This window comes from Rhizobium sp. LARHSG275, from assembly GCF_052871115.1.
The window spans coordinates 1-19,670 of sequence record NZ_JBIXJN010000044.1; the positions used below are offsets into that span (position 1 = coordinate 1).

Sequence of the window (19,670 nt, forward strand, 5' to 3'; positions counted from 1 at the left end):
ATTCTCGACCATTGCGCCCCGTTCAACTCGTATCGCTTCACTCCCATCAAGGCCTCCGTGCTTCACACGGTACCCTATGAATCAGTGATCAACCGATTTGGGAATCCTGAATGTCGATCGGTCCTAGCCCTCTCCCCGTAAACGGGGCGAGGGGACATGCCCTGCGAGAGGTTGGTGGGGAACGGAGAGGTTGCGACATATCCCCTTCGCCCCGCGAGCGGGGAGAAGGTGCCGGCAGGCGGATGAGCGACTATCTGGGTTGTCAAGTTGCGCATTCGAATTCTCTTCGCGCATCCCGTGCTTTTGCATTGAGAATGACGAGCAGTTTTCGGGCGAGCGCAATGCGGATAACCATTTTCGGCTTGCCAGCGCTCTGCAACCTTTGCCTGAAGGCAGCCAAATGCGGATCGTACCTGGCCGCGGTGGCGGCGACCAGGAACAGGATGCCACGCGGTCCGGAGCGCCCGCCGCGCACCGGCCGGGGTCCGCTGCGTTTGCCGCTATCGTTGGCAATCGGCGCCAGGCCGGCCAGTTTGACGATCGCCTTGTTGGAGATGCGGCCGATTTCGGGCAGTTCGGCCATCAGCCGGGCAACGGTACGGTCCGCCACCCCCTTGATCGAGCGAAAGGCTTGGTTGAGGCAGGCCCAGAGCGGATCGTCGTCGATCATCGAGGCAATCTCGCCTTCGAGGGCGCGGCTCTGGCGCACCAGAAGCGCGATCACTTCGTCGAGGCTTGCCACACTCTGCTGATCGCGGGCAGCACTGCGGCGCTGCCTCTGGACGGTCAGATCGCTGGTGACCTGGGACAGCCGCGTCATCAGCGCCGACAGCCGCATCTGCGCGGCTTTCGGCGGCGGCAGGGCAGACAGCCGCCTGGCCTCGGCATAATGGGCGATCATCGCCGCATCGATGCGGTCGGTCTTTTCCAGAAACCCCATGGCCTCGGCAAAGCGGCGCACATGGCGCGGATTGGCAAGCGCGCAGGCAATCCCCAACTCCCACAACAGCAGGAAGGCCGAACGCTCGTAGCCGCCCGACGCCTCCATGACGACGAGCTCGACACCATGCTCCCGGCAGAGCGCAGCCAGCGCACCGATGCCGGCCGCATCGTTGCTGAAACGCTCAAAAACCCCGGACGGGCGGACAAACGCATCCAGCCAGTCCTTCGAAACATCCACTCCACATATAACTCTGTTCACGGTAACCTGCCTTGTGCGTGCGGTTGAAGCCAAGCGACTATTCGGTCGTACGTGACGATGACGAAGATCCCTGGCTCATCCACGATTGTAACCGGAGGGGGAAACGGGCGACTTCGTCACGCCTCTGGCTGGGTGGCCACCCAGCCAGAGGCTCAATCGCTTCCATCGCACATAAAATCTAACATGCAGATACAAGGGGCTGGTGCCGGCGACCTCTTTGGCAGAAGGCGTTCCGCTCTCATACGGCTAGTCACAATCCAGATTATTCCCTATACGGAATGAATGAGGATCAATGTGCTGAAAAATGGATAATACCGGACTGTCTCTCGACAGAATGAGCACCTTCGTTCGCGTCGCCGAGCGCGGCAACTTGTCGATGGTCGCAAGAGAGCTGGGTGTCGGTCAATCCACCGTGACGCGGCACCTCAATGAACTTGAGGAGGCTGTCGGCGTACCGCTTCTCAGCCGAACCACGCGTCGCGTCACCCTGACGGATGAAGGCAGCCGCTATTATACCAATTGCCTGCAGATATTGCGGCTGGTCGAAAAGGCTGCTGAAGAAGCGAGAGATGCCCGTCAGGCCCCCGCAGGCGCCGTTCGGCTTTCGTGTACGGCAGCGCTCGGCGTGATGCACATCACGCGCCTGATCTTTGATTTCCAGGACAAGCATCCGGACATCCGGGTCGACCTCAACCTGACGGACGAGCGTATCGACCTGGTTCGCGAAGGCGTCGACGTCGCACTCCGTCTTGGACCTCTCGCCGACAGCGCAATGAAACTTCATGCGCTCGGCGAAAGCCATCGGCTGCTGGTCGGCGCTCCGGCCTATTTGTCCGTCCATGGACGGGCGGAGCGCCCAGCCGATCTGTCACGCTACGAAACCGTCGTAATGTCCAATGTGGCCGGCAGCGATCAACTCGTTCTTTCCTCTCCCGATGGCACAAGCCTGATGATCCCTGTCAGCGGCAAGTTGCGCGTCGATCACGGACTTGCGGCGCGCGAAGCCTTTGCCGCCGGACGCGGCATTGGTCCCGCACACCTCTGGTTGGTCCACGATCTTCTGGATGACGGCCAGCTGGAGGTCGTGCTTGGCGACTATCGTCCTTTACCGGTTCCGGTGAGCTTGCTGATCGTTCCGGAGCGTGCCGCCATTGCCCGCGTTCGGCTTTTGGTCGACTTTCTTGTCGCCGAGATCTCCAGATTACCGGGAATCCGGCCGTCGTAAGTCTTTGTTTATAAGCATATCGTTATCGCAAATCGCTGCACATATTTGCGCAACATGCGTCAAGGTCCGAAGGACCGCTTATCGCCACGCCACCCCGTCTTCCTTAGAAACTGCTCCCAGTTGAACGTGTCGGGGTTCAGGCGACGGCTCCATTCGAGGTCTTGCTCCTTGCCGAAATAGCCATAGTCGACAGCATATTCGACCATCCCCAGAATCTCTCGAACGAGAAGTTCGTTGGCGGCAAACTCTGGAAAAAAGTGCAGCAGGCCATCCCGGGTGAAAGCGTTTCGATACTCGGCCTTGCGGCCGGTCACGCGCTGAAAGGTTTCGACCATTTCGCGCGGAGAAATGATGTCGCCAACGATCGGCAGCGTTTTGCCGTTGTAACGCTCGGGGCTTGAGAAAATCTCAAGCACGACCGGCCCGGTCGCCGTCAGCGGATCGACAAAAGGTGCTCGAAAATCTTCAGGAAGATAAACCGGCAGGAGCAGCGTATCGCCCTCCATGCGCGGCACATAATATTCGAGCAGATTCGTGTAGAAGAATGCCGGCATGATGAAGGAATGAGAGATCGGCAGGCTGCGAATATAGTCTGCAACGCGCGCCTTGTCGGTAAAATGCGGCGCATACTTCGTGCCGCCGGTGATCTTGTCGACATTCTCAAGCGTGCTGAAAACAATATGCCCGACGCCGGCCTCAACGGCGGCATCCGCCAGTTGCCGGCCCAGAGGAGCCTCGATCGTCTCCGGCGGGGCGATCGGCGGCGTCATCAGAAATGCGCCATCCGCGCCTTTGAAGGCGGCAACGAGGTCCTTTTGACGGCCAAGTTCGAGAGGGACGGCTACGATTTCAGCGCCGCGTTCCTCCAGACGTAACGCTTCAGGCGAATCCTTCTTCCGGGTTAAAGCACGCACCCGGAAACGTTGGCTCTCAAGGAGGGCCGCGGCGACGCTGCGCCCCTGTTTGCTCGTTGCACCGGCAATCGCGATCAGTGGCATTTCATGTACAGACATAGAGCTTTAAACCTTTCCCTGTCATTGACACCGACTGCGGTGCCAGGCGTCATTTTGCGGGGAGGACGGTCGGCCTGTGCCGAGAGCCCACCTCGATGGTTGGCACCTTATCGCAGCAGGTTCTATGGCTGTAGATATCTGAAATGCATAATATAATGCCATTTTATGGATAAGTGGCGCCGGCCAGCCGCGGATACAAATCGGTTCGCCATCCCGGATCACAACGCCGAAACCCGCGCGGAATGATGTCGACATCCAGGATCGCGACGGCGCAAATGTCGTCCTCGAAACCATTTCTCAAGTGCCGGCATTGGCTCAGACATCTCTTCGCCAATGGCGGCTCTGATGGACTAAAGCTGAGAGCTACATTGCAAATTTCACCCTGCTGATCGTCAAATAAACCCATAAGGCCAAGGATTTTGAAGTGCTGCCCGGTCGCCGCAAGATATTACTTTCATTGAATTCTTTCCGACTCAGGATATTAGCCTGCCAGTAAGATGTATTAATCATTGTTAAGTACTGTTGAATATGGTTAATATTATGCTAACCTTAAAGAGATTAGAGGGTGCCCATCGCTTTCAAAGCGGAAATTCGAAACATGAAGCTTTCGAAGATAATATCTCCAGCGATACCTCAATATAGGTCGAGAATCGGTTCTCGCCTACATCAAACAATACTGTGGATGGTGTTTGCAGCAATTGTTCCATTGACGCCAGCAGCGGAAGAGTTGCCTTCGCCTACGGAAGCGGTCTCGGTTGTGACACCTGGTGAGACTTTGGCCCGGCAGCCTCAATTGTTGCGTGACGGTCTTCGCTCAGGCGATAAATTGAATCTGGCATTTTACGAAAGCTTGGCCTCCGTCGAAGACCGCTGGACGGGTTCACGGGGCACGGTTCCCTGGAACTTTTATCAGCGCCCCGAACTCACTGGCGAATACGTCGTTGAAGCGGACGGAACGATTTCGCTTCCGCTTTTGGGACGCTTCCGGGTTCGAGGGCTTCCTCCGGCGGATGTGGAGGCGATAATTCTTCCTTCGTACGAAAATTTGGTCGGCAGAAAGGGGTTCGTGAATATCGTCAAGATTGAGCACCAGCCTGTTTATATTACCGGCCCGGTTCGTAATCCCGGCTCGTTTCGATATGTTGATGGCATGACCGTTCTGCATGCCGTTGCGCAAGCGGGTGGCATGGCGGCGAAGAGTATTGAGCCGTGGCAGGGTGTGGAAATTACACGCCAGATCGAGCGGTTGAAGACTGAGTTGGCCGATCTGAAGCGGCTTGCGTCGCGAACCGAGGTGCTCAGGGCGAAGCGCGATTCCGTGCAAATTGCCAGCATTGGTGCACCAATTCTCGGTCCCGATCCCGATGCCCAACGGTTGCTGGATGATGAGACATGGCAGCGCCAATTGATAACGACGAGCAAGGATGCGCAGAGCAGTGCTTACGCAAAATCTGTTGCCGATGCTCAGGCCGATCTCGATCTGCGTCAGGCCCGCGTCGGCAATTATGATGCCACCATTCGGGTCCGTCAGGATCGGCTGGCAAGTATCGAGAATTTGGCCAAAAACAAGCTTGTCACCAGCATCGAATTGACCCGGGCGCAAAGCGAACTGACCGAGTCGGAAGATCGAAAGCAGCAAGCCGTCATCGATGTCGAGAGCGCAAAGCAGCGGCTGGCGGCAGCGAAACAGGACGTTGAGCGCGATCGTATCGAACGCAAGATCGAGATCGAGAAGTCGGCAGCGGATGCGGAAAGAGGCCTATCCACGGCATTGAAGACGACCGAGAGCGATCTTGAAATCTTCCGGTCGATGGTATCGTCGAATGATAGCGCCGGTGTTGAATTTGAAATCGTTCGGCCTGGACCGAATGGAGTCACAGTCGAACCTGCTACCGAAGAAACGGTCTTACAGCCTGGCGATCTGATCAAAGTACATTGAGACGCAGCCACATACCCTTCCCCGACTGGGGAGAGTTTAGTCCTCCTCTCGGCCAAAGAGCTCAGAGGCATCGTCGATTTGCGATTTGTCACGCGGTCCAAAACGCCAAGGAGAGCTTATGTCTGCAATACAAGCTGTAGAAGCCTCGCATTCCTCGATGCCGGTCCAAGGTCCGATGTTCAATTTGCCAAGGACCTCGCTCGTCATTCCAACCTTGAACGAAGCGGAAAACATTAAGCTGCTTTTGCCCCGCATACCGACATGGGTGCATGAAATCATCATCGTCGATGGGCGATCGACAGACGGAACGCCTGACATAGCGCGAAGCATGCGCGATGATGTCAAGATCGTACTTCAGCCTAAGAAGGGCAAAGGCATCGCATTGCGGACGGGCTTCGAAGCCGCATCTGGTGATATGATCGTGATGCTGGATGCTGACGGTTCGATGGATCCTTACGAAATCATCCTGTTCGTCGCGGCTCTTGTTGCAGGTGCGGATTTCGTCAAGGGTTCGCGCTTTATGCAGGGTGGCGGAACCAGCGACATGACGGTCATCCGCCGGTTCGGCAATCTGGGCCTGACCCTGCTGGTCCGGATGCTGTATGGTAGCTCTTTCAGCGATCTGTGCTACGGCTACATGGGCTTTTGGAGGCGGCATGTTCCTTTGCTGCGTGCCGATTGCGACGGCTTCGAAATCGAGACGCTGATCAATTTGCGGGCCCTGAAGAACAAGCTCAAAATCATGGAAGTCGCGAGCTTTGAATCGGAGCGCATCTACGGCGTCAGCAATCTGCGTGCCCTTCCGGACGGCTGGCGCGTGCTGAAGACGATCTTCCGGGAACGCGTCAGTACGCCGACGGGCGTCCAAGTCCTCGAGCAGGGCATGTCCTGAGGTCTGGATGTAATTGGCGAGGCCGCATGATGCGCATTTTGATGCTCAGCGCGAGATACCTGCCTTATGCCGGAGGAACGGAAACCCATGTAAGCGAGGTCGCAACCCGGCTCGTGGCCAAGGGGCATGCGGTGACGGTATTGACGGGCAATCCCGATGGCCTTCTTCCGGCAGCGGAAACCCGAGACGGCGTGCAGATTATCAGGCTGAAGACCTTTCCCCGTGGGCGGGATTGGTGCTTCGCCCCCGGCGTCTTCAAGGCGGTCGCCGAAGGTGATTGGGACCTGATGCATGTTCAGGGCTACCACACGTTCCTGGCACCGCTCGGAATGGCCGCAGCATCGCGCAAGGGCCTTCCTTTCGTAGTCACCTTTCACAGCGGTGGTCATTCGTCACCATTTCGATCCTCGATCCGGCGCTTCCAACACAGAATGCTTGCGCCTCTGGCTGCCAGGGCAGGGCAACTCATTGGCGTGTCGCGATTCGAAGCGGACCTATTCAGCCAGAATATGGCAATCGCGAGAGACCGGTTCATCGTTATCCCCAATGGCGCGCGCCTGCCGGAAAAGTCCGGGCGGCGATCCCCTTCACCTCACGACAAGCCGCTGATTGTCTCGCTCGGCAGGCTGGAGCGCTATAAAGGTCATCATCGGGCGCTTGCTGCCTTTAATGTGCTGGCAACGAAATTCCCTGATATGCGCCTTCGAATCCTGGGAGAAGGCCCCTATGAGGCGAAGCTGCGTCAGCAGGTGGCCGAGCTCGGGCTCGGCAACCGCGTCGAGATCGGGGCAATTCCGCCGGCCGACCGGTCCGCAATGGCCGATCTTTTGTCTTCGGCCGCACTTGTCGTGCTCCTCAGCGATTATGAAGCTCATCCCGTCGCGGTAATGGAGGCGCTTTCGGTCAAGGCTCCCGTCCTGACCACCGACACATCAGGCTTTCGGGAGCTGGTTGAGGAGGGCCTCGTGCGATCCATTCCGCTCAACGCTTCGCCAGACTTCACCGCACGTGAAATGCTCGCCACCATGGACGCCGGGCCGATCTCAATTGAGACGAGGTTGCCGGACTGGGACGATTGCACGGACCGGCTGCTGACGGTGTACAGACGCGTATTTTCGCATCCGCAGCCTGAACTGCGAACCGGTCCAGCACTGCTTGGAGATTTGAAGCACGATGACCGTTGTTAAGGGACGGGCTTCTCCAGGCCAGCAGAAGGCCTACCAGGAGGGAGCTTATCGTCACGGCTATACAGAGAGGGTTTCCATTCCACGCATCGATCTATGGATCGCGGCATTTCTGGGCCTGCGCAGGCAGGACAGCGCGGTCGGGGGCGTTGCCGATCCTTCGTCGCTGGGCATGTCGCCGGTCTTTGCCTTGCTATGCAGTTGCGCCCTTGTCGTGATCGCACTTGCCGCAAATGCCAGTCGGCTGGGGGAGGGCTGGGCGGTTTCGACGTTCTATACCGCCATCGCCGCGATCTTTCTCCCGCCAGCGGCGCGGATCATCCATCCGGGAGCCAGCCGCCTGGAGCGCTTGGCGCTCATAGTGATCGTCACTTCAGCCCTCTTCGTGGTACGCGTCATCCGCGCACCCGTCGCATTCATAGATCATGACGAATTCCTGCACTGGGCGACGGTGAACGACATTCTGGAGGCGCGGCGACTGTTCCTGCCCAATCCCCTTCTGCCGGTCAGCCCGCTCTATCCCGGACTGGAGCTCATAACGTCCGCCTTGGTCAACCTGTCCGGACTGTCCGTCTTCGCGGCAGGCCTCATCGTGTTGGCGGCAGCGCGGATGGTGCTGATGCTCACGCTATTCCTGCTCTTCGAGAAGATCACGGATTCTGCGCGGATCGCCTCCATCGCCTGCCTGATCTACATGGGCTCGTCCACGTTTTTGCTGTTCGACGTCCACTACTCCTATGAAAGCCTGGCGATCCCCATGCTTGTGGCGGTGCTGTTGGCTTCGGAAAGCCGACGCATGGAGCCAAGCGACACGGCAGCCTGGCCGACGGTCATCGCCACCATGGTCCTGATCGTGGCGCTCGCGGTTACTCATCATCTCACCTCCTATTTTTGCACGGCCCTTTTGTGCGGCACGGCGGTGATGGAATGCCTGCGGCAGGGCGCGTCCGCCATGCAGAGGCGGCAGGCGATCCTGTTGGCCTCGATCGCCGTGATTGCTCCGGTCGCCTGGTCGAAGATCGTCGGGAACCCCACCGGCGGCTACATCCTTCCCGTACTGGAAGGCGGCATAAACGAGGTAGCGCAACTCGTATCGAATTCGACCGCGACGCGTAGGCTTTTCGTGTCGGACACGGGAGCCTTGGCGCCTGCTTGGCAACGTTACCTGACGATGGCAGGCGTCGCGCTGATCTGCCTGGGGCTTCTCACCGGCTTTCTCCGCTCGCTCGTTTTCAATGGGCAGCACCGGGATGCGAGCATCCTCTGGCCGCCGACCAGATGGCGCCTATGGCGCTCAAGTCTTCTCGAGATCCTCGTTTTGGCGACGCTGGCCTATCCCGTCAGTATCATCTTCCGCCTGACGCGCAGTGGGTGGGAGATCGGCAACCGCATCGGCTCGCTATCTTTCCTCGGCGTCGCGATTGTCGTCGCGGTGGCCGTCGCGGCGTTCTGGCACGGCACGTCGCGTGGCTGGCTGCGCGCAACGGCGCTTGCCGCCGCCGCAACGACGGTGCTGATTGCTGGCGTCATCAGCTCCGAGGGACCACGTATCCTGGTTCCGGCCGCCTATGAAGTGTCAGCCGACTCCTCGTCGATAGAACCGATGGGGATCAGCGCCGCAAGGTGGACCAAGGAATGGCTGGGCGGCGACCAGAATTTCGCAACCGATCGGATCAATCGCCTGCTCCTGTCCACCTACGGCCGGCAAAAGGTCTCGACCACGCTTGAGAGTGGGCAAGATACGAGCATGGCCATCACCGCAGCCGATCTCGGCCCGATGGAACGTCAGCTGCTGATTGACCAGGGCATCGGCTTCGTCATGGTCGACCTGCGCATGACCACCGGCCTGCCCGGCGTCGGCGTCTATTTCGACGGCGGCGCGCAAGACCGAAACCACATGGTCCCCCTCCAGGCGTCGTCGCTGCTTAAGTTCAATTCCGAGCCCGATGTCGACCGCACCTTCGACAACGGCTTCATGGTCATTTTCGACGTGGGGCGGCTCGGGAAAACACGGCAGCCCGCCGCCCCTCGCAAGCGGACCGGAGAGCCGGTTCAATCCTTGGGACGAACTGACGGAGATTTACAATGATCGATAGCCGTATCGACGCTTTCATGTGCGTCCATTCGCGGGACATCGAATATCTACTCGAAGCGTCCCTTCGCTCCTACCAGCAGCATTTCCCCGACAAGGGAAACCTGACCATGGTCACCGACAACCCGGCCGCTTTAAGAGCCTTCCTCGACGCGAAGGGTCTCGTGCCTGGCGCCGCCGTCACCGGCGACAACGATTGGCTTTCGGCCAGCGAACTGGAACTTCCCGGCTGGTTTCGGCAGCAGATCATCAAGCTGCGCGCCTTCGAATTCTGCCGGACCGAGCATTTCTGTAATCTCGGTGCGGATACACTGCTGCTGCGGCCCATTGCGACGACCGATCTGATCGACCGGCGCCAACCGGTTCTCTATTATTCCAGCCACAGGCTTCCCGATCTGCACTACCGTTTCGAGAAGAAACGGTTGCGCAATGTTGCAAAGATCCTCGGCGTCGAGCCGGCCCGGTCTTTTCGCTACGTCGATTTCATCAACGATTTCTTCTGCTTCAAGCGCGAATGGCTCATCGCGCTGAATGACTATATCGCGTCGAAATACGGCTCGAAACCCTACGTCGAGCTGCTCAAGGGTCTCAGCGCGTCAAAAGACCAGACACGGTTCGGGGAATGGACGCTCTATTCCGTCTTTCTGCTCGATGTGATGCACCAGTCGCCGACGATGCGCGATGCGCGCGGGGCCTATCTGACGCAGATCCATAGCCGTCTCGGCCTCACGCTGAGCCGGCTGGACAGCAAGATCGTTCATCTCGTCCAGAAATCCTTCGACCCAAACGTGATCCGGCAGAAGCTGATGAAGGTGAACCCGGGCGCCGCTCAGATCGTCGGCGCGACGGCATGGGCAGATGCAGGAGCTCGCCCCCGATGATGGCCCGCCGTGTCTTTCTGGGGATCATTCCGCTGTGGATTCTTGCCGCTGTCTTGACCGTAACGTGGCTGCCCGGAACCTTTTCGACCTCGGAGAAGGCGGTTCGCCTGGCGCTCTGCGCGCCGCTGATCCTATATCTCCCGGGCCGCATGCTGGTGGATACCCTGCGCATAGAGGGCGATACGGTCACAAGGGGAACGCTCGCGGTGTTCCTGAGCTTCGCGGCCTGCATTTTTCTGGGGCTTCTGCTGCATGTCGCCGGGCATCTCGATGCGCGCGGCTGGGTCTACGCCCTGGGCCTGACGACCATCGCCCTTCGGTGCCTGAATGTCGTTTTGCCGCTCGCAAGGGCGGTTCCAGCCATTCCCTGGGATTGGCCCGGCCGCCGTTTTTTGATCTTCGCAGTTTCCATGATCCTGGCGACGAGTTCCGTCCTCATGGCGCGCCCGGTCGCGCTTGAACGTAAGCCGTTTCATTTCACCGAGTTTTGGATGGTGCCCAAATGGAACTGGACGAACAATGTGGTAACGGTCGGCGTGCGCAATTCGGAAGACACCAAGACGCTTTACAGTCTTGACCTCGTTCTGGGCGGTACGTTGATTGGACAGATGCCAACCTTCGAGCTGGCACCTTCCTCCAGCCAAACTTTCGAATTCTCCGTACCGACGAAAACGCGCGCCCCCGCACGGCTGGAAGCCTGGCTCTACAAGAGCGGCGACAGGGGAACGATCTACCGCAAGGTCTGGATGACCATCGACACGCTCCAGTCCCCGGCACCGACCGGAATGACCCTTCAGTTCGCTGATCCGGAGACGAAAAATGGATAATTTCCAGCCTCCCGTGCCCGGCAAGCTCACGACGGCAATCGTCATCTGCTGCTATTCCGACAAGCGCTGGGACGTCCTCAACAAGGCAATGGAGGCGGCAACGCGTCAGGTCCCGGCCGCGGACGAGATCGTCGTCATCGTCGATCACAATCCGGCACTGGCGCTGCGTCTGCGCGCCAAGCGCTTCGAAACCCCCGTCAGGATCGTCGAGAATATTCATCCGCCCGGCCTCTCCGGCGCCCGCAACACCGGGATTTCAGCCAGCCGCGGCGAGGTCATCCTGTTTCTCGACGACGACGCCGTGTCAGATCGGGATTTGCTGGCAACCTTGGTGCGGCAACTCGAGGATCCCTCGGTTCTGGGCGCCGTCTCCGCTATCCGCCCGTTGTGGGAAACAGATCGTCCGTCCTGGTTTCCCGACGAATTCCTGTGGACCCTTGGCTGCACCTATCGCGGCCTTCATCCGGGGCCGGTGCGCAACCTCATCGGCGCGTCCATGTGCATCCGCCGCTCCGTCTTCGATCATACGGGCGGCTTCGATTCCGGCTTGGGCCGAACGGCCAAGGCTTTGCCGCTCGGATGCGAGGAAACCGAACTCTGCATCCGTGCAACCAAGGCGTTGCCGCATGGCCGTTTCGTCTTCGAGCCGTCCAGCGGCAGCGATCACGCCATACCCGCTGATCGTGCGACGTGGAAATATTTCCTTCATCGATGCTGGGCCGAAGGGCTTTCAAAGGCCAGCCTATCGTTGATGGCAGGCTCCGGCGAGGCGCTGGCGTCGGAAAAGACCTATATGACGAGGACCTTGCCCCAAGGGCTTATGCGGGGATTTGCTGATGTGCTGCTTGGCCAGCCGAGCGGCCTTCTTCGCGCCGTCGCCCTGGCCGCCGGCCTAGGGGCCACCGCGGCCGGATTCGCTCTCGGCAGGACCCGCGCGGCCCTTACGCGACGGTTCACCTCCGTTCCTGCTCGCGCGCTCGAACGGGTGGAATAGGCATGATGACCGTCAGCGCCGCCGCCATCGCTAACGTCCGCAGCCTCCTGATGAACCAGGCGGTTTTGCTCCTCAATGCAGGCATGCTGGGGCTTGGAACGTTGATGACGGCCATTCTCGGCTTCGTCTACTGGTGGTTCGCAGCGCGTACCTTCTCGGCCGAAGCTGTTGGGCTCGCCGCCGCCGCCATATCGTTGATGAATCTCCTCGCGAATCTCGGTGAAGTCGGTCTCGGACCCTTCCTGATGGGCGAGATGGGCCGTCAGCAAAGAGCAGGCCCCTTTCTGACGGGCGCCCTCCTGGCCTCGTTCAGCGCCTCCATCGTGGTGGGGCTGATCTATCTTGCTATCGCAGCCTGTACATCGACCCAGCTTGGCTCGATCGTCGGTTCCTCCGCGACCGATCTCTTCTTCGTCGCGGCTTGCGCTCTGACGGCTGTGACGCTCGTGCTCGACCAAGCCATGGTCGGCCTCCTGCGGAGCGGCCTTCAACTGGCCCGGAATGTCGTCTTCGCCGCCAGCAAGCTTCTTCTCCTGATCGCTCTCGGCCTGACAATTGGCAGGGCGACCAACGAACTGGCGATCTTCACCACCTGGTTTGCCGGGCAGCTTGTCTCGCTGGTCGTCGTGGCCGGGCTTCTTGTCTATGCCGGCAGGCGCGTCTTCCACCGGCCGGAGATCCGCGCCTTCCGCCCGATGCTCGGACAGGTTTTCGGCCATCACGCGCTCAGCATGGCTGTTCAGGCGCCGGCGCTGCTGCTGCCTTTCGTCGTCACGGTGATGCTGTCTGCTGAGATCAACGCCGCCTTCTATGCCGCCTGGACGGTGCTGAACGTCGCGCTTCTCGTCCCCGCGTCACTCGCCTCGGTGTTGTTTGCCATCGCTGTGCGGGAGCCGGAGCTATTTCCCGCGCGCCTGCGCCTGTCGCTCGGCTTGTCGATGCTGGTCTGCGCGGCGACCGCCTTGGCGTTCCTCTTCCTGTCGCGCTTCATGCTCTGGATATTCAATCCGGCCTATGCTGTGATTGCAGGAAATGGCCTTCAGTTTCTGGGCGTTGCCGCTTTCGGAATGGCGTCGAAGTATCATTATCTGGCGGTTCAACGTGTCCGACGGCGCCTGGGCTTTGCCACGCTCGTTCTGATCGGCGGTGCGGTGTTGGAGATCGTGGCCGCCGCCGGCGGTGCGCGATTCGGGATCGCAGCCACAGCCGACTTCTGGGTCATTGCTGTTTCGCTGGAAGGCCTGCTTCTGTGCCCGGCATTGTATTGGGCCACACGGCGCACTGCGACGCCGTCCATCGCCGCGCCATCAACGGCTGGCGGTGTCTCGACATACGGCAATTCCCTCGACCAGACAGACCAAATCGGAATTGCGTCACGGGCTTGAAAGGGAGTTTCTTAGCATGAGGCGTATTCACCGTTTCCGGGATTTCGCTATCGGCGCTGCGGCGCTGGCGCTTTTTTGGTCTGCTCAAGTCGGATCTGCGGACGCGCAGTCATCCGCGCAGCAATCTTTCGTCACGACGAAAGAGGGGGGCTTCCTGCTGGACGGCAAGCCATTTCGCGTGGCCGGCGTGAACAACCATTATCTGACATTTGGCTCGTCAGGCGAAGTCACCCGCGTATTGGACGATGCCACGGCAATGGGCGCCAATGTGGTGCGCACCTTCCTGCAACCGGTTATAGGGTCGCTGGACGGCCAGGTGCCGACGATCTGGAATTCAAAGAGCACGGCCGATTCCAGCAATCTCGGAACCAAGGGCATCTATATGATGAGTTGGGATCCGATAACCAACAAGATGGTTCCCAACGACGGACCTGACGGCCTGCAAAAGGTCGATTACCTCATCGCGGAAGCGGCGAAGCGCAAGCTTAAGCTGATCCTCGCATTCGTCGATTTCTGGGCCTACACGGGCGGTGCCCAGCAGATGAACGCCTGGTACGGGAGTTCGGACAAATACACCTTTTTTGCCGCTGATCCGCGAACCCGACGCGATTACAAGGAATGGGTTCGGCATGTTCTGTCGCGCGTCAACACCATTACCGGTGTGCGCTATTCCGACGACCCCACCATATTTGCCTGGGATCTGGCCAACGAACCTGACATCCATCCCAAACCGCTCCTTTATGAGTGGGTGTCGGAAATGTCAGCCTATGTCAAATCCCTGGCGCCGAAACAGCTCGTCACGACGGGCCATGGGAACATGGATCAGAAGCTGGCGGATATGAATATTCCGAGCGTCGATTTCGGCACGTGGCATGGCTACCCATCCTACGCCAAAATGAGCCATTCCGATTTCGATGCCCGCATTCGCGAATACTGCGCGATCGGGCGAAGCATCGGAAAACCGGTGATCATGGAGGAGTTTGGAGTTCCGCGATCCGATGCCGATCAGGCAAACGCCTATGGAACTTGGCTGAATACGATCGCCACCTCGGATTGCGGAGGTTGGGTGGTCTGGCGGCTCACCAGCACGCAGGATTCGGGCCTCTATCCTCAGGACGACTACGACAAATTCGACATCCATAACGATGGGAGCCCTGCTTGGCAGGCTCTGCGCGACGCCGCCCTCAAGCTTCAATAATCGGTCCACCGAAGCCATTCCGCCGTCCAGCATTAACGCATGTCGCGGGTACGGCACCGGGTGTTGCCATTCGATTTGATGGCTGCCAACAACATGTGGCATATCGCTCGACGGCGGAAACCGATTTCAAGACGAAAACGGGCGTGACACGACGATCGGAAGCGCGCCCGCGAACCGGGATGGTCGCGCGAACGCACAAGGGATAGCGATCTCAACGGCGTATTGACCTAAATGCTTCCATATTTTCTTGCGATCTAAACTGGGCCTGCAGCTTCGCCAAATATTCCCGGAATATCCGGGATATCGGGGACAAACCGGAGATTTTTCGAAGGTCAGCAGTCGGCAATATGAATAATGCGGACGGCTCGCTCCCAGATGCGATATCGTAAATCATCATCGGGCTAGCCCGATTCGAAATAGGGATTGCGGCAGTGAACTCTTCGCGCTTTCTTCAATCAATCGTCGAAGCCGAATCCCAAGATACACGCTTGAATTTCGCCCGCGCCGCGATTTTTCAGCTCTATAGTGCTTGCCTGCCAACCGGATCTGCGCCGGCTCAGTTTTCCGTCGAACTCACCCTATCTGAAAAAGAGGCGGTCACGCTTGTCATGCGGCCGTTCGTCAATAATATCGAAGCACTTGGCGGGCTTGTGAAATCCCTGTTTTCGACAAACGCGGAGACCGAACTGCGAGCCGTTCCATGCAGGGTGGAGGATAAGGTTGGATCCGGCATTGGATTGATACTTTTCGTCGACGATGAGCCGATGATTACCATCGGATCTCTTGCAGATGATACCGGACTGTTTCTTCGCCAGATCGAACCCGCATCCAGGAACACGCCCGGCGTTGCCACAATCGGTACGGTAGTAGGCCAACGACTTGCCAGTGTGGTTCCTATTCCGACTGGATCTCTCCATCTGCGTAAGCCAAAATAAATATCGCTGACCAATCAGGGTATCAGCAGGATACTGCCCGCCGAACGTCCGGACTCCATCTCTTCGTGCGCCTTCGCAACATCGGCCAAACGATATTCGGCACCGATCTGCGCGACGATCCCTGTTTCCATCGCGCCGACTGCCGCGAGAGCAGCCTCGCGATATTGTCCGACGTCAGCGCACCAGGCCATGATACTCGGATGGCAGAGCGCCTTGCCCGGGCGAAGTTCCTCGACAGGCACCGGTGGAATGGCACCGGCGGCCTGGCCGATGGTGACGGCCATGCCGAATGGGCGGACAGAGCGTATGCTCTTGAGAAGCGTGTCCCCGCCGATCCCGTCATAGGCGACGTCGACACCAAGCCCGTTCGTCAGCCGCTTCACGTCCGCGACGATATCGGCGCCTCGTCCAACAATGAGGTGATCGGCTCCGTAAGATGCGGCGAGTGCGGCCTTTTCGGAAGAGCCGACCGTCCCGATCACCGTGGCATCGAGCGATTTGGCCCAGCGAACGAGGATGCTTCCAAGCCCGCCCGCAGCAGCATGGATCAGAACCTGGGTTCCTGCACGCACATCATAGGTCTTTTTCAACAGCATATAGGCGGTCATGCCTTTGAGCAGCGAACTCGCTGCCGTTTTCGCCGAAACGGCATCCGGAAGCTTGATCGCCCTTTCGGCGGCAATGTTCCTGGTGGAGCGATAGGCGCCAACCGGAGGCCCGGCATAGGCAACGCGGTCACCCTTTTGGAACATGGAGACGCCAGGACCGACGTCTTCGACGATGCCCGCCGCCTCGGCGCCGATCACCGAGGGGTAAGAAGGCATGGGGTAGATGCCCTTCCGGTGATAGACGTCGAGAAAGTTGGTTCCGATTGCCTGATGACGGATCTTTAGCTCGCCATCGCCGGGAGGTTCACAATGGTGATGCTCCGCGACATGGAACTGGGTGACGTCACCGGGGGCGTTCAGCCATATGATTTGGTCGGTCATCTCAGTGCTCTCCTTCATGGGCGCAAATTAACCGATGGCATGATGTGTGAAAATTCCCTATTACTTCACAATGATTGGGAGAGAATTCACACAACTCGACTGGGACGACCTTCGGCATTTCCTGGCGCTCGCGCAGTCGGGAACGTTGCTTGGCGCCGCAAAGCAGCTCGGCGTCGAACATGCGACGATCAGCCGGCGCATTTCGTCGCTTGAAGCCAGTCTCGGACGCAAGCTGGTAGACCGCCGCGGACGGCGCATCATTTTGACCTCGGACGGAGAGCAGGTTGCCAGGCACGCAGCTCTTGTCGCGGCGCAGACTGCGGCAATCGAACAGCTTGGCCGCAACAGCGCCACGGAAGTGCGTGGCCATGTGAGGATCAGCGCGCCTCCCGCTCTCTCAAGCGTGCTGCTCGCAAAACCGATCGCCGCCGTCAGGCGAGACCATCCGGGTGTTGAGATCACGCTCGTCGGAGAAAAGCGCCTCGCCTCCCTGAACAGACGAGAGGCGGATATCGCCGTGCGAATGTCGCGTCCCGAGGACGGCGATTACGCCATCGTCAAGCTCGGCGAAACAAGCTTCCATCTCTACGCATCAAAGACCTATCTCGAAACGATTTCCCCGTCGGACTGGACCTTCATCGGTTACGACGAAACCATGAACGCCTCACCGCAGCAGCTGCGGCTGACCGAACTGGCCGCCGGCCGGCCGATCGCTGTGCGGTCGTCCGTTTTGGAGTTCCAGGCCGCAGCGGCAAGCCTTGGCGCCGGCGTCGTCATGCTCCCCGATTTCGCCGCTCCGGAGCCCAGCGGTCTCCAGCGCATCGAGACCGAACAGGTTTTGACAAGAGAGATCTGGCTGGTTGTCCATTCGGATATCAAAGACGTCCCCTCTGTCCGCGTCGTCGTCGATGCCTTGAAGAGCGCTCTCGGGAAGTAGTGCTCAGTTGGCCGGGGCAGCAAAGGGAGAGGCAGTCATTGAACGCGTCGGCAGCGTGGCATCCGGACTGAAAGCCCGTGCGCTCACCGACCTTCCCGCGTCAATTCATTTCAATGGGAGGGTTGGATGGCTTTGAAAGTGCTTTACCGCTTCGTCAAGTTGCACCCAATCATGTTTCGATTGTTCGAAGACTGACATGGCAGGTGGCGCGAAGGCCGGATCGGCAAGGGAGCCGACCGCCACCCCGATCCAGGACGGCGCAGCATCGGCCTGCCAATAGACGGTCGAGCCGCACGTGGGGCAAAAATGCATTCGGACCTTGCGACCGCTCTCGGCGGTACGAATGAATTCTGTAGACGTTCCGGATATTTCGACACAGCCGATCGCGTAGAAAGCATTTGCGCTGAACGGCGCGCCAGTTCTCCGCTGGCAAGCCAAACAGTGACACAGCGCAGTCAGTTGTGGCGGCTCGCTGAGCGTCAGTCTCAGAGCGCCGCAGGCGCATTGGGCATTGGCCATGGAAACTCCTCCCGCTTGCGCGGTGAAATTGCGTTGGATGGGGGTGAAGCGCAGGCCCGAACCGCAAATGGTCAGGGTGGGCGATGCAAAGGGGCTGAGACCTGATATAATTTCAGCCTCACAGAGGCTCGAATGTAGATCGCGGAAATGCTGAAGTCTAGAGGAAAGCCATCTGACCGCTTCGGGCTCGGATCGGATCCGGAGCCCTATCGCACCGTCTCAGGTTCTGATCGGTTCTTTGCGGCAAGCTGGATTTCAAATTCCACCGGCGATCCATCGCCAAGGGTGGAGTGGAGGCGCCAGCAAGCAAGCGGTAAACAGCGAGTCGATGAGCATCTCGAACGATGCGTCAACACCGAGCACCACCCCGGCGGTAGGTCCTCGAGCGAGTTTTTCGTTGTTAATGTGCGACTTGGGAAGCTGCCGACATCAATTCCTGGGAATTCGGTGCCGTGAATGTCTGGAGCCCAGCCTCCAGAACTTCAGTGAAGCTCCAGCGTACGATGCCTTCCCGGTCGATTAGGAACTGACCGACAAGCTGCCCGTCGTCGGCAGTCATCATCTGCTGATCGGCTTCCGTCATTTGATATCCTTCCTTCTCGTTGAGAAATTCGTCCATTGCCATCACGCCCATGGGCTCGGGCAACTCGCCCGGAAGATCGATCCGTATCGCCATGACCGTGTCGATCCCGACCTCGCGTAAGCCGAAGGCTTGGTGCGAAGCCCGTCCCGGGTCGGATGCAGCAAGAAGATCGGGTATCGGATGGTAACGGAAATAGAGCCGCGCGCGTTCGACCGGCGTATTTACCACCGCCAGGGATTGGACGCCTTTCTCACGCAGCATCGGGTTGAGATATGCCATGGCCGCGACATGGCGCCGGCAGAACGGACAATGCAGGCCTCGAAACAGACCGATCAACAATGGGCTGCGGCCGCGAAAATCATCAAGTGCGATCTTCCCCTCGTGCGAGATCGCATCAAACACAACGTTCGGGGCCCGGTCGCCCGGTTGTAGCGGATGGTCGACATAGCGCGTGGACATGGACAACCTCCTCGCTCGGGGATCAGTCGAGAAAAGGCGCCACGTTAACTGCTTCGAGGTCGAGATTGAGCGTTGCGAAGCCTGACCTCTCGTTTTACCGCACCGCCAGGATCCTACCTAAGAATGGCCCCACATCGGTCCGCCGGCAAGCGGTAAACAGCGAATCGTGAATTGAAAAAGTCCGTTTTCTGCAAATTCTGATTTTTTTAGCGGCCGTAGAGGCCGACAGCCAATTCGCCAGCCCGCAGCCAGCAGATTCGGCCGCGGTGAGGGGCCAGTCCTGCTGGCCCCTAGGGCCGATCGACATTCATGGTATCCAGATCATGATCGCAGCGAGATGGATGAATCCTGTGAAGTGAATAGTTCGACGTTCGTAGCGTGTGGCAAAGCGTCGGAAGTGTTTCAGGCGATTGAAGC

Annotated in this window: 17 protein-coding genes; 12 read left to right on the plus strand and 5 right to left on the minus strand. The window is 59.1% G+C overall.

Annotated features, from left to right (window positions below; genetic code table 11):
* Positions 1 to 262 precede the first annotated feature (262 nt).
* Positions 263 to 1,201 (minus strand): IS110 family transposase, encoded by a 939-nt coding sequence (locus ACIPSK_RS32615; protein WP_446533130.1) that lies wholly within the window; start codon positions 1,199 to 1,201, stop codon positions 263 to 265.
* 304 nt (positions 1,202 to 1,505) lie between these two features.
* On the opposite strand from ACIPSK_RS32615, the gene ACIPSK_RS32620 reads away from it, so the two are divergent.
* Entirely contained in the window at positions 1,506 to 2,426 is a 921-nt protein-coding gene (locus tag ACIPSK_RS32620; RefSeq protein WP_162119566.1) for a LysR family transcriptional regulator, read from the plus strand.
* Positions 2,427 to 2,485: 59 nt separating this feature from the next.
* Here the strand turns inward: ACIPSK_RS32620 and ACIPSK_RS32625 are convergent, their stop codons facing one another.
* Positions 2,486 to 3,439: an NmrA/HSCARG family protein gene (locus ACIPSK_RS32625; protein WP_162119567.1), complete on the minus strand. Its 954-nt coding sequence runs from the start codon at positions 3,437 to 3,439 to the stop codon at positions 2,486 to 2,488.
* Positions 3,440 to 4,121: 682 nt separating this feature from the next.
* Here ACIPSK_RS32625 and ACIPSK_RS32630 point away from each other — a divergent pair.
* The 10 genes from ACIPSK_RS32630 (at position 4,122) to ACIPSK_RS32675 (ending at position 15,766) form a co-directional block, all read left to right on the plus strand.
* Positions 4,122 to 5,378 (plus strand): polysaccharide biosynthesis/export family protein, encoded by a 1,257-nt coding sequence (locus ACIPSK_RS32630; protein ID WP_246709947.1) that lies wholly within the window; start codon positions 4,122 to 4,124, stop codon positions 5,376 to 5,378.
* A gap of 118 nt (positions 5,379 to 5,496) precedes the next feature.
* The gene (locus ACIPSK_RS32635; RefSeq protein WP_162119568.1) at positions 5,497 to 6,270 is read left to right on the plus strand and encodes a glycosyltransferase family 2 protein; all 774 of its coding nucleotides are present in this window, start codon (positions 5,497 to 5,499) and stop codon (positions 6,268 to 6,270) included.
* 26 nt (positions 6,271 to 6,296) lie between these two features.
* A complete protein-coding gene (locus tag ACIPSK_RS32640) occupies positions 6,297 to 7,457 on the plus strand; it encodes a glycosyltransferase family 4 protein (RefSeq protein ID WP_162119569.1) in 1,161 nt (386 codons plus the stop codon).
* Positions 7,444 to 9,543 carry a hypothetical protein gene (locus ACIPSK_RS32645; protein WP_162119570.1) on the plus strand — a complete coding sequence of 700 codons (2,100 nt, stop codon included), beginning with the start codon at positions 7,444 to 7,446 and terminating at the stop codon, positions 9,541 to 9,543. The genes ACIPSK_RS32640 and ACIPSK_RS32645 overlap by 14 nt, the downstream gene beginning before the upstream one ends.
* Positions 9,540 to 10,427: a DUF6492 family protein gene (locus ACIPSK_RS32650; RefSeq protein ID WP_162119571.1), complete on the plus strand. Its 888-nt coding sequence runs from the start codon at positions 9,540 to 9,542 to the stop codon at positions 10,425 to 10,427. The genes ACIPSK_RS32645 and ACIPSK_RS32650 overlap by 4 nt, the downstream gene beginning before the upstream one ends.
* The gene (locus ACIPSK_RS32655) at positions 10,424 to 11,254 is read left to right on the plus strand and encodes a hypothetical protein (protein WP_162119572.1); all 831 of its coding nucleotides are present in this window, start codon (positions 10,424 to 10,426) and stop codon (positions 11,252 to 11,254) included. The genes ACIPSK_RS32650 and ACIPSK_RS32655 overlap by 4 nt, the downstream gene beginning before the upstream one ends.
* A complete protein-coding gene (locus ACIPSK_RS32660; RefSeq protein ID WP_162119573.1) occupies positions 11,247 to 12,248 on the plus strand; it encodes a glycosyltransferase family 2 protein in 1,002 nt (333 codons plus the stop codon). The genes ACIPSK_RS32655 and ACIPSK_RS32660 overlap by 8 nt, the downstream gene beginning before the upstream one ends.
* A 2-nt stretch (positions 12,249 to 12,250) precedes the next feature.
* Positions 12,251 to 13,633, plus strand: coding sequence for a hypothetical protein (locus ACIPSK_RS32665; RefSeq protein WP_162119574.1), 1,383 nt, complete (start codon positions 12,251 to 12,253; stop codon positions 13,631 to 13,633).
* 16 nt (positions 13,634 to 13,649) lie between these two features.
* Complete coding sequence (locus tag ACIPSK_RS32670) at positions 13,650 to 14,831, plus strand: glycoside hydrolase 5 family protein (RefSeq protein WP_162119579.1); 1,182 nt, start codon at positions 13,650 to 13,652, stop codon at positions 14,829 to 14,831.
* 431 nt (positions 14,832 to 15,262) lie between these two features.
* On the plus strand, positions 15,263 to 15,766 hold the full coding sequence (locus ACIPSK_RS32675; protein WP_162119575.1) for a hypothetical protein: 504 nt from the start codon (positions 15,263 to 15,265) through the stop codon (positions 15,764 to 15,766).
* Between the two features lie 14 nt (positions 15,767 to 15,780).
* On the opposite strand, the gene ACIPSK_RS32680 is transcribed toward ACIPSK_RS32675, so the two are convergent.
* The gene (locus ACIPSK_RS32680; protein WP_162119576.1) at positions 15,781 to 16,755 is read right to left on the minus strand and encodes a quinone oxidoreductase family protein; all 975 of its coding nucleotides are present in this window, start codon (positions 16,753 to 16,755) and stop codon (positions 15,781 to 15,783) included.
* A 70-nt stretch (positions 16,756 to 16,825) separates the two neighbouring features.
* Here ACIPSK_RS32680 and ACIPSK_RS32685 point away from each other — a divergent pair, with 70 nt between their 5' ends.
* A complete protein-coding gene (locus ACIPSK_RS32685; RefSeq protein ID WP_026154060.1) occupies positions 16,826 to 17,692 on the plus strand; it encodes a LysR family transcriptional regulator in 867 nt (288 codons plus the stop codon).
* Between the two features lie 105 nt (positions 17,693 to 17,797).
* On the opposite strand, the gene ACIPSK_RS32690 is transcribed toward ACIPSK_RS32685, so the two are convergent.
* Complete coding sequence (locus ACIPSK_RS32690) at positions 17,798 to 18,211, minus strand: GFA family protein (RefSeq protein ID WP_032985034.1); 414 nt, start codon at positions 18,209 to 18,211, stop codon at positions 17,798 to 17,800.
* Between the two features lie 400 nt (positions 18,212 to 18,611).
* Positions 18,612 to 19,253 (minus strand): peroxiredoxin-like family protein, encoded by a 642-nt coding sequence (locus tag ACIPSK_RS32695; protein WP_017963420.1) that lies wholly within the window; start codon positions 19,251 to 19,253, stop codon positions 18,612 to 18,614.
* Positions 19,254 to 19,670: the final 417 nt, after the last annotated feature.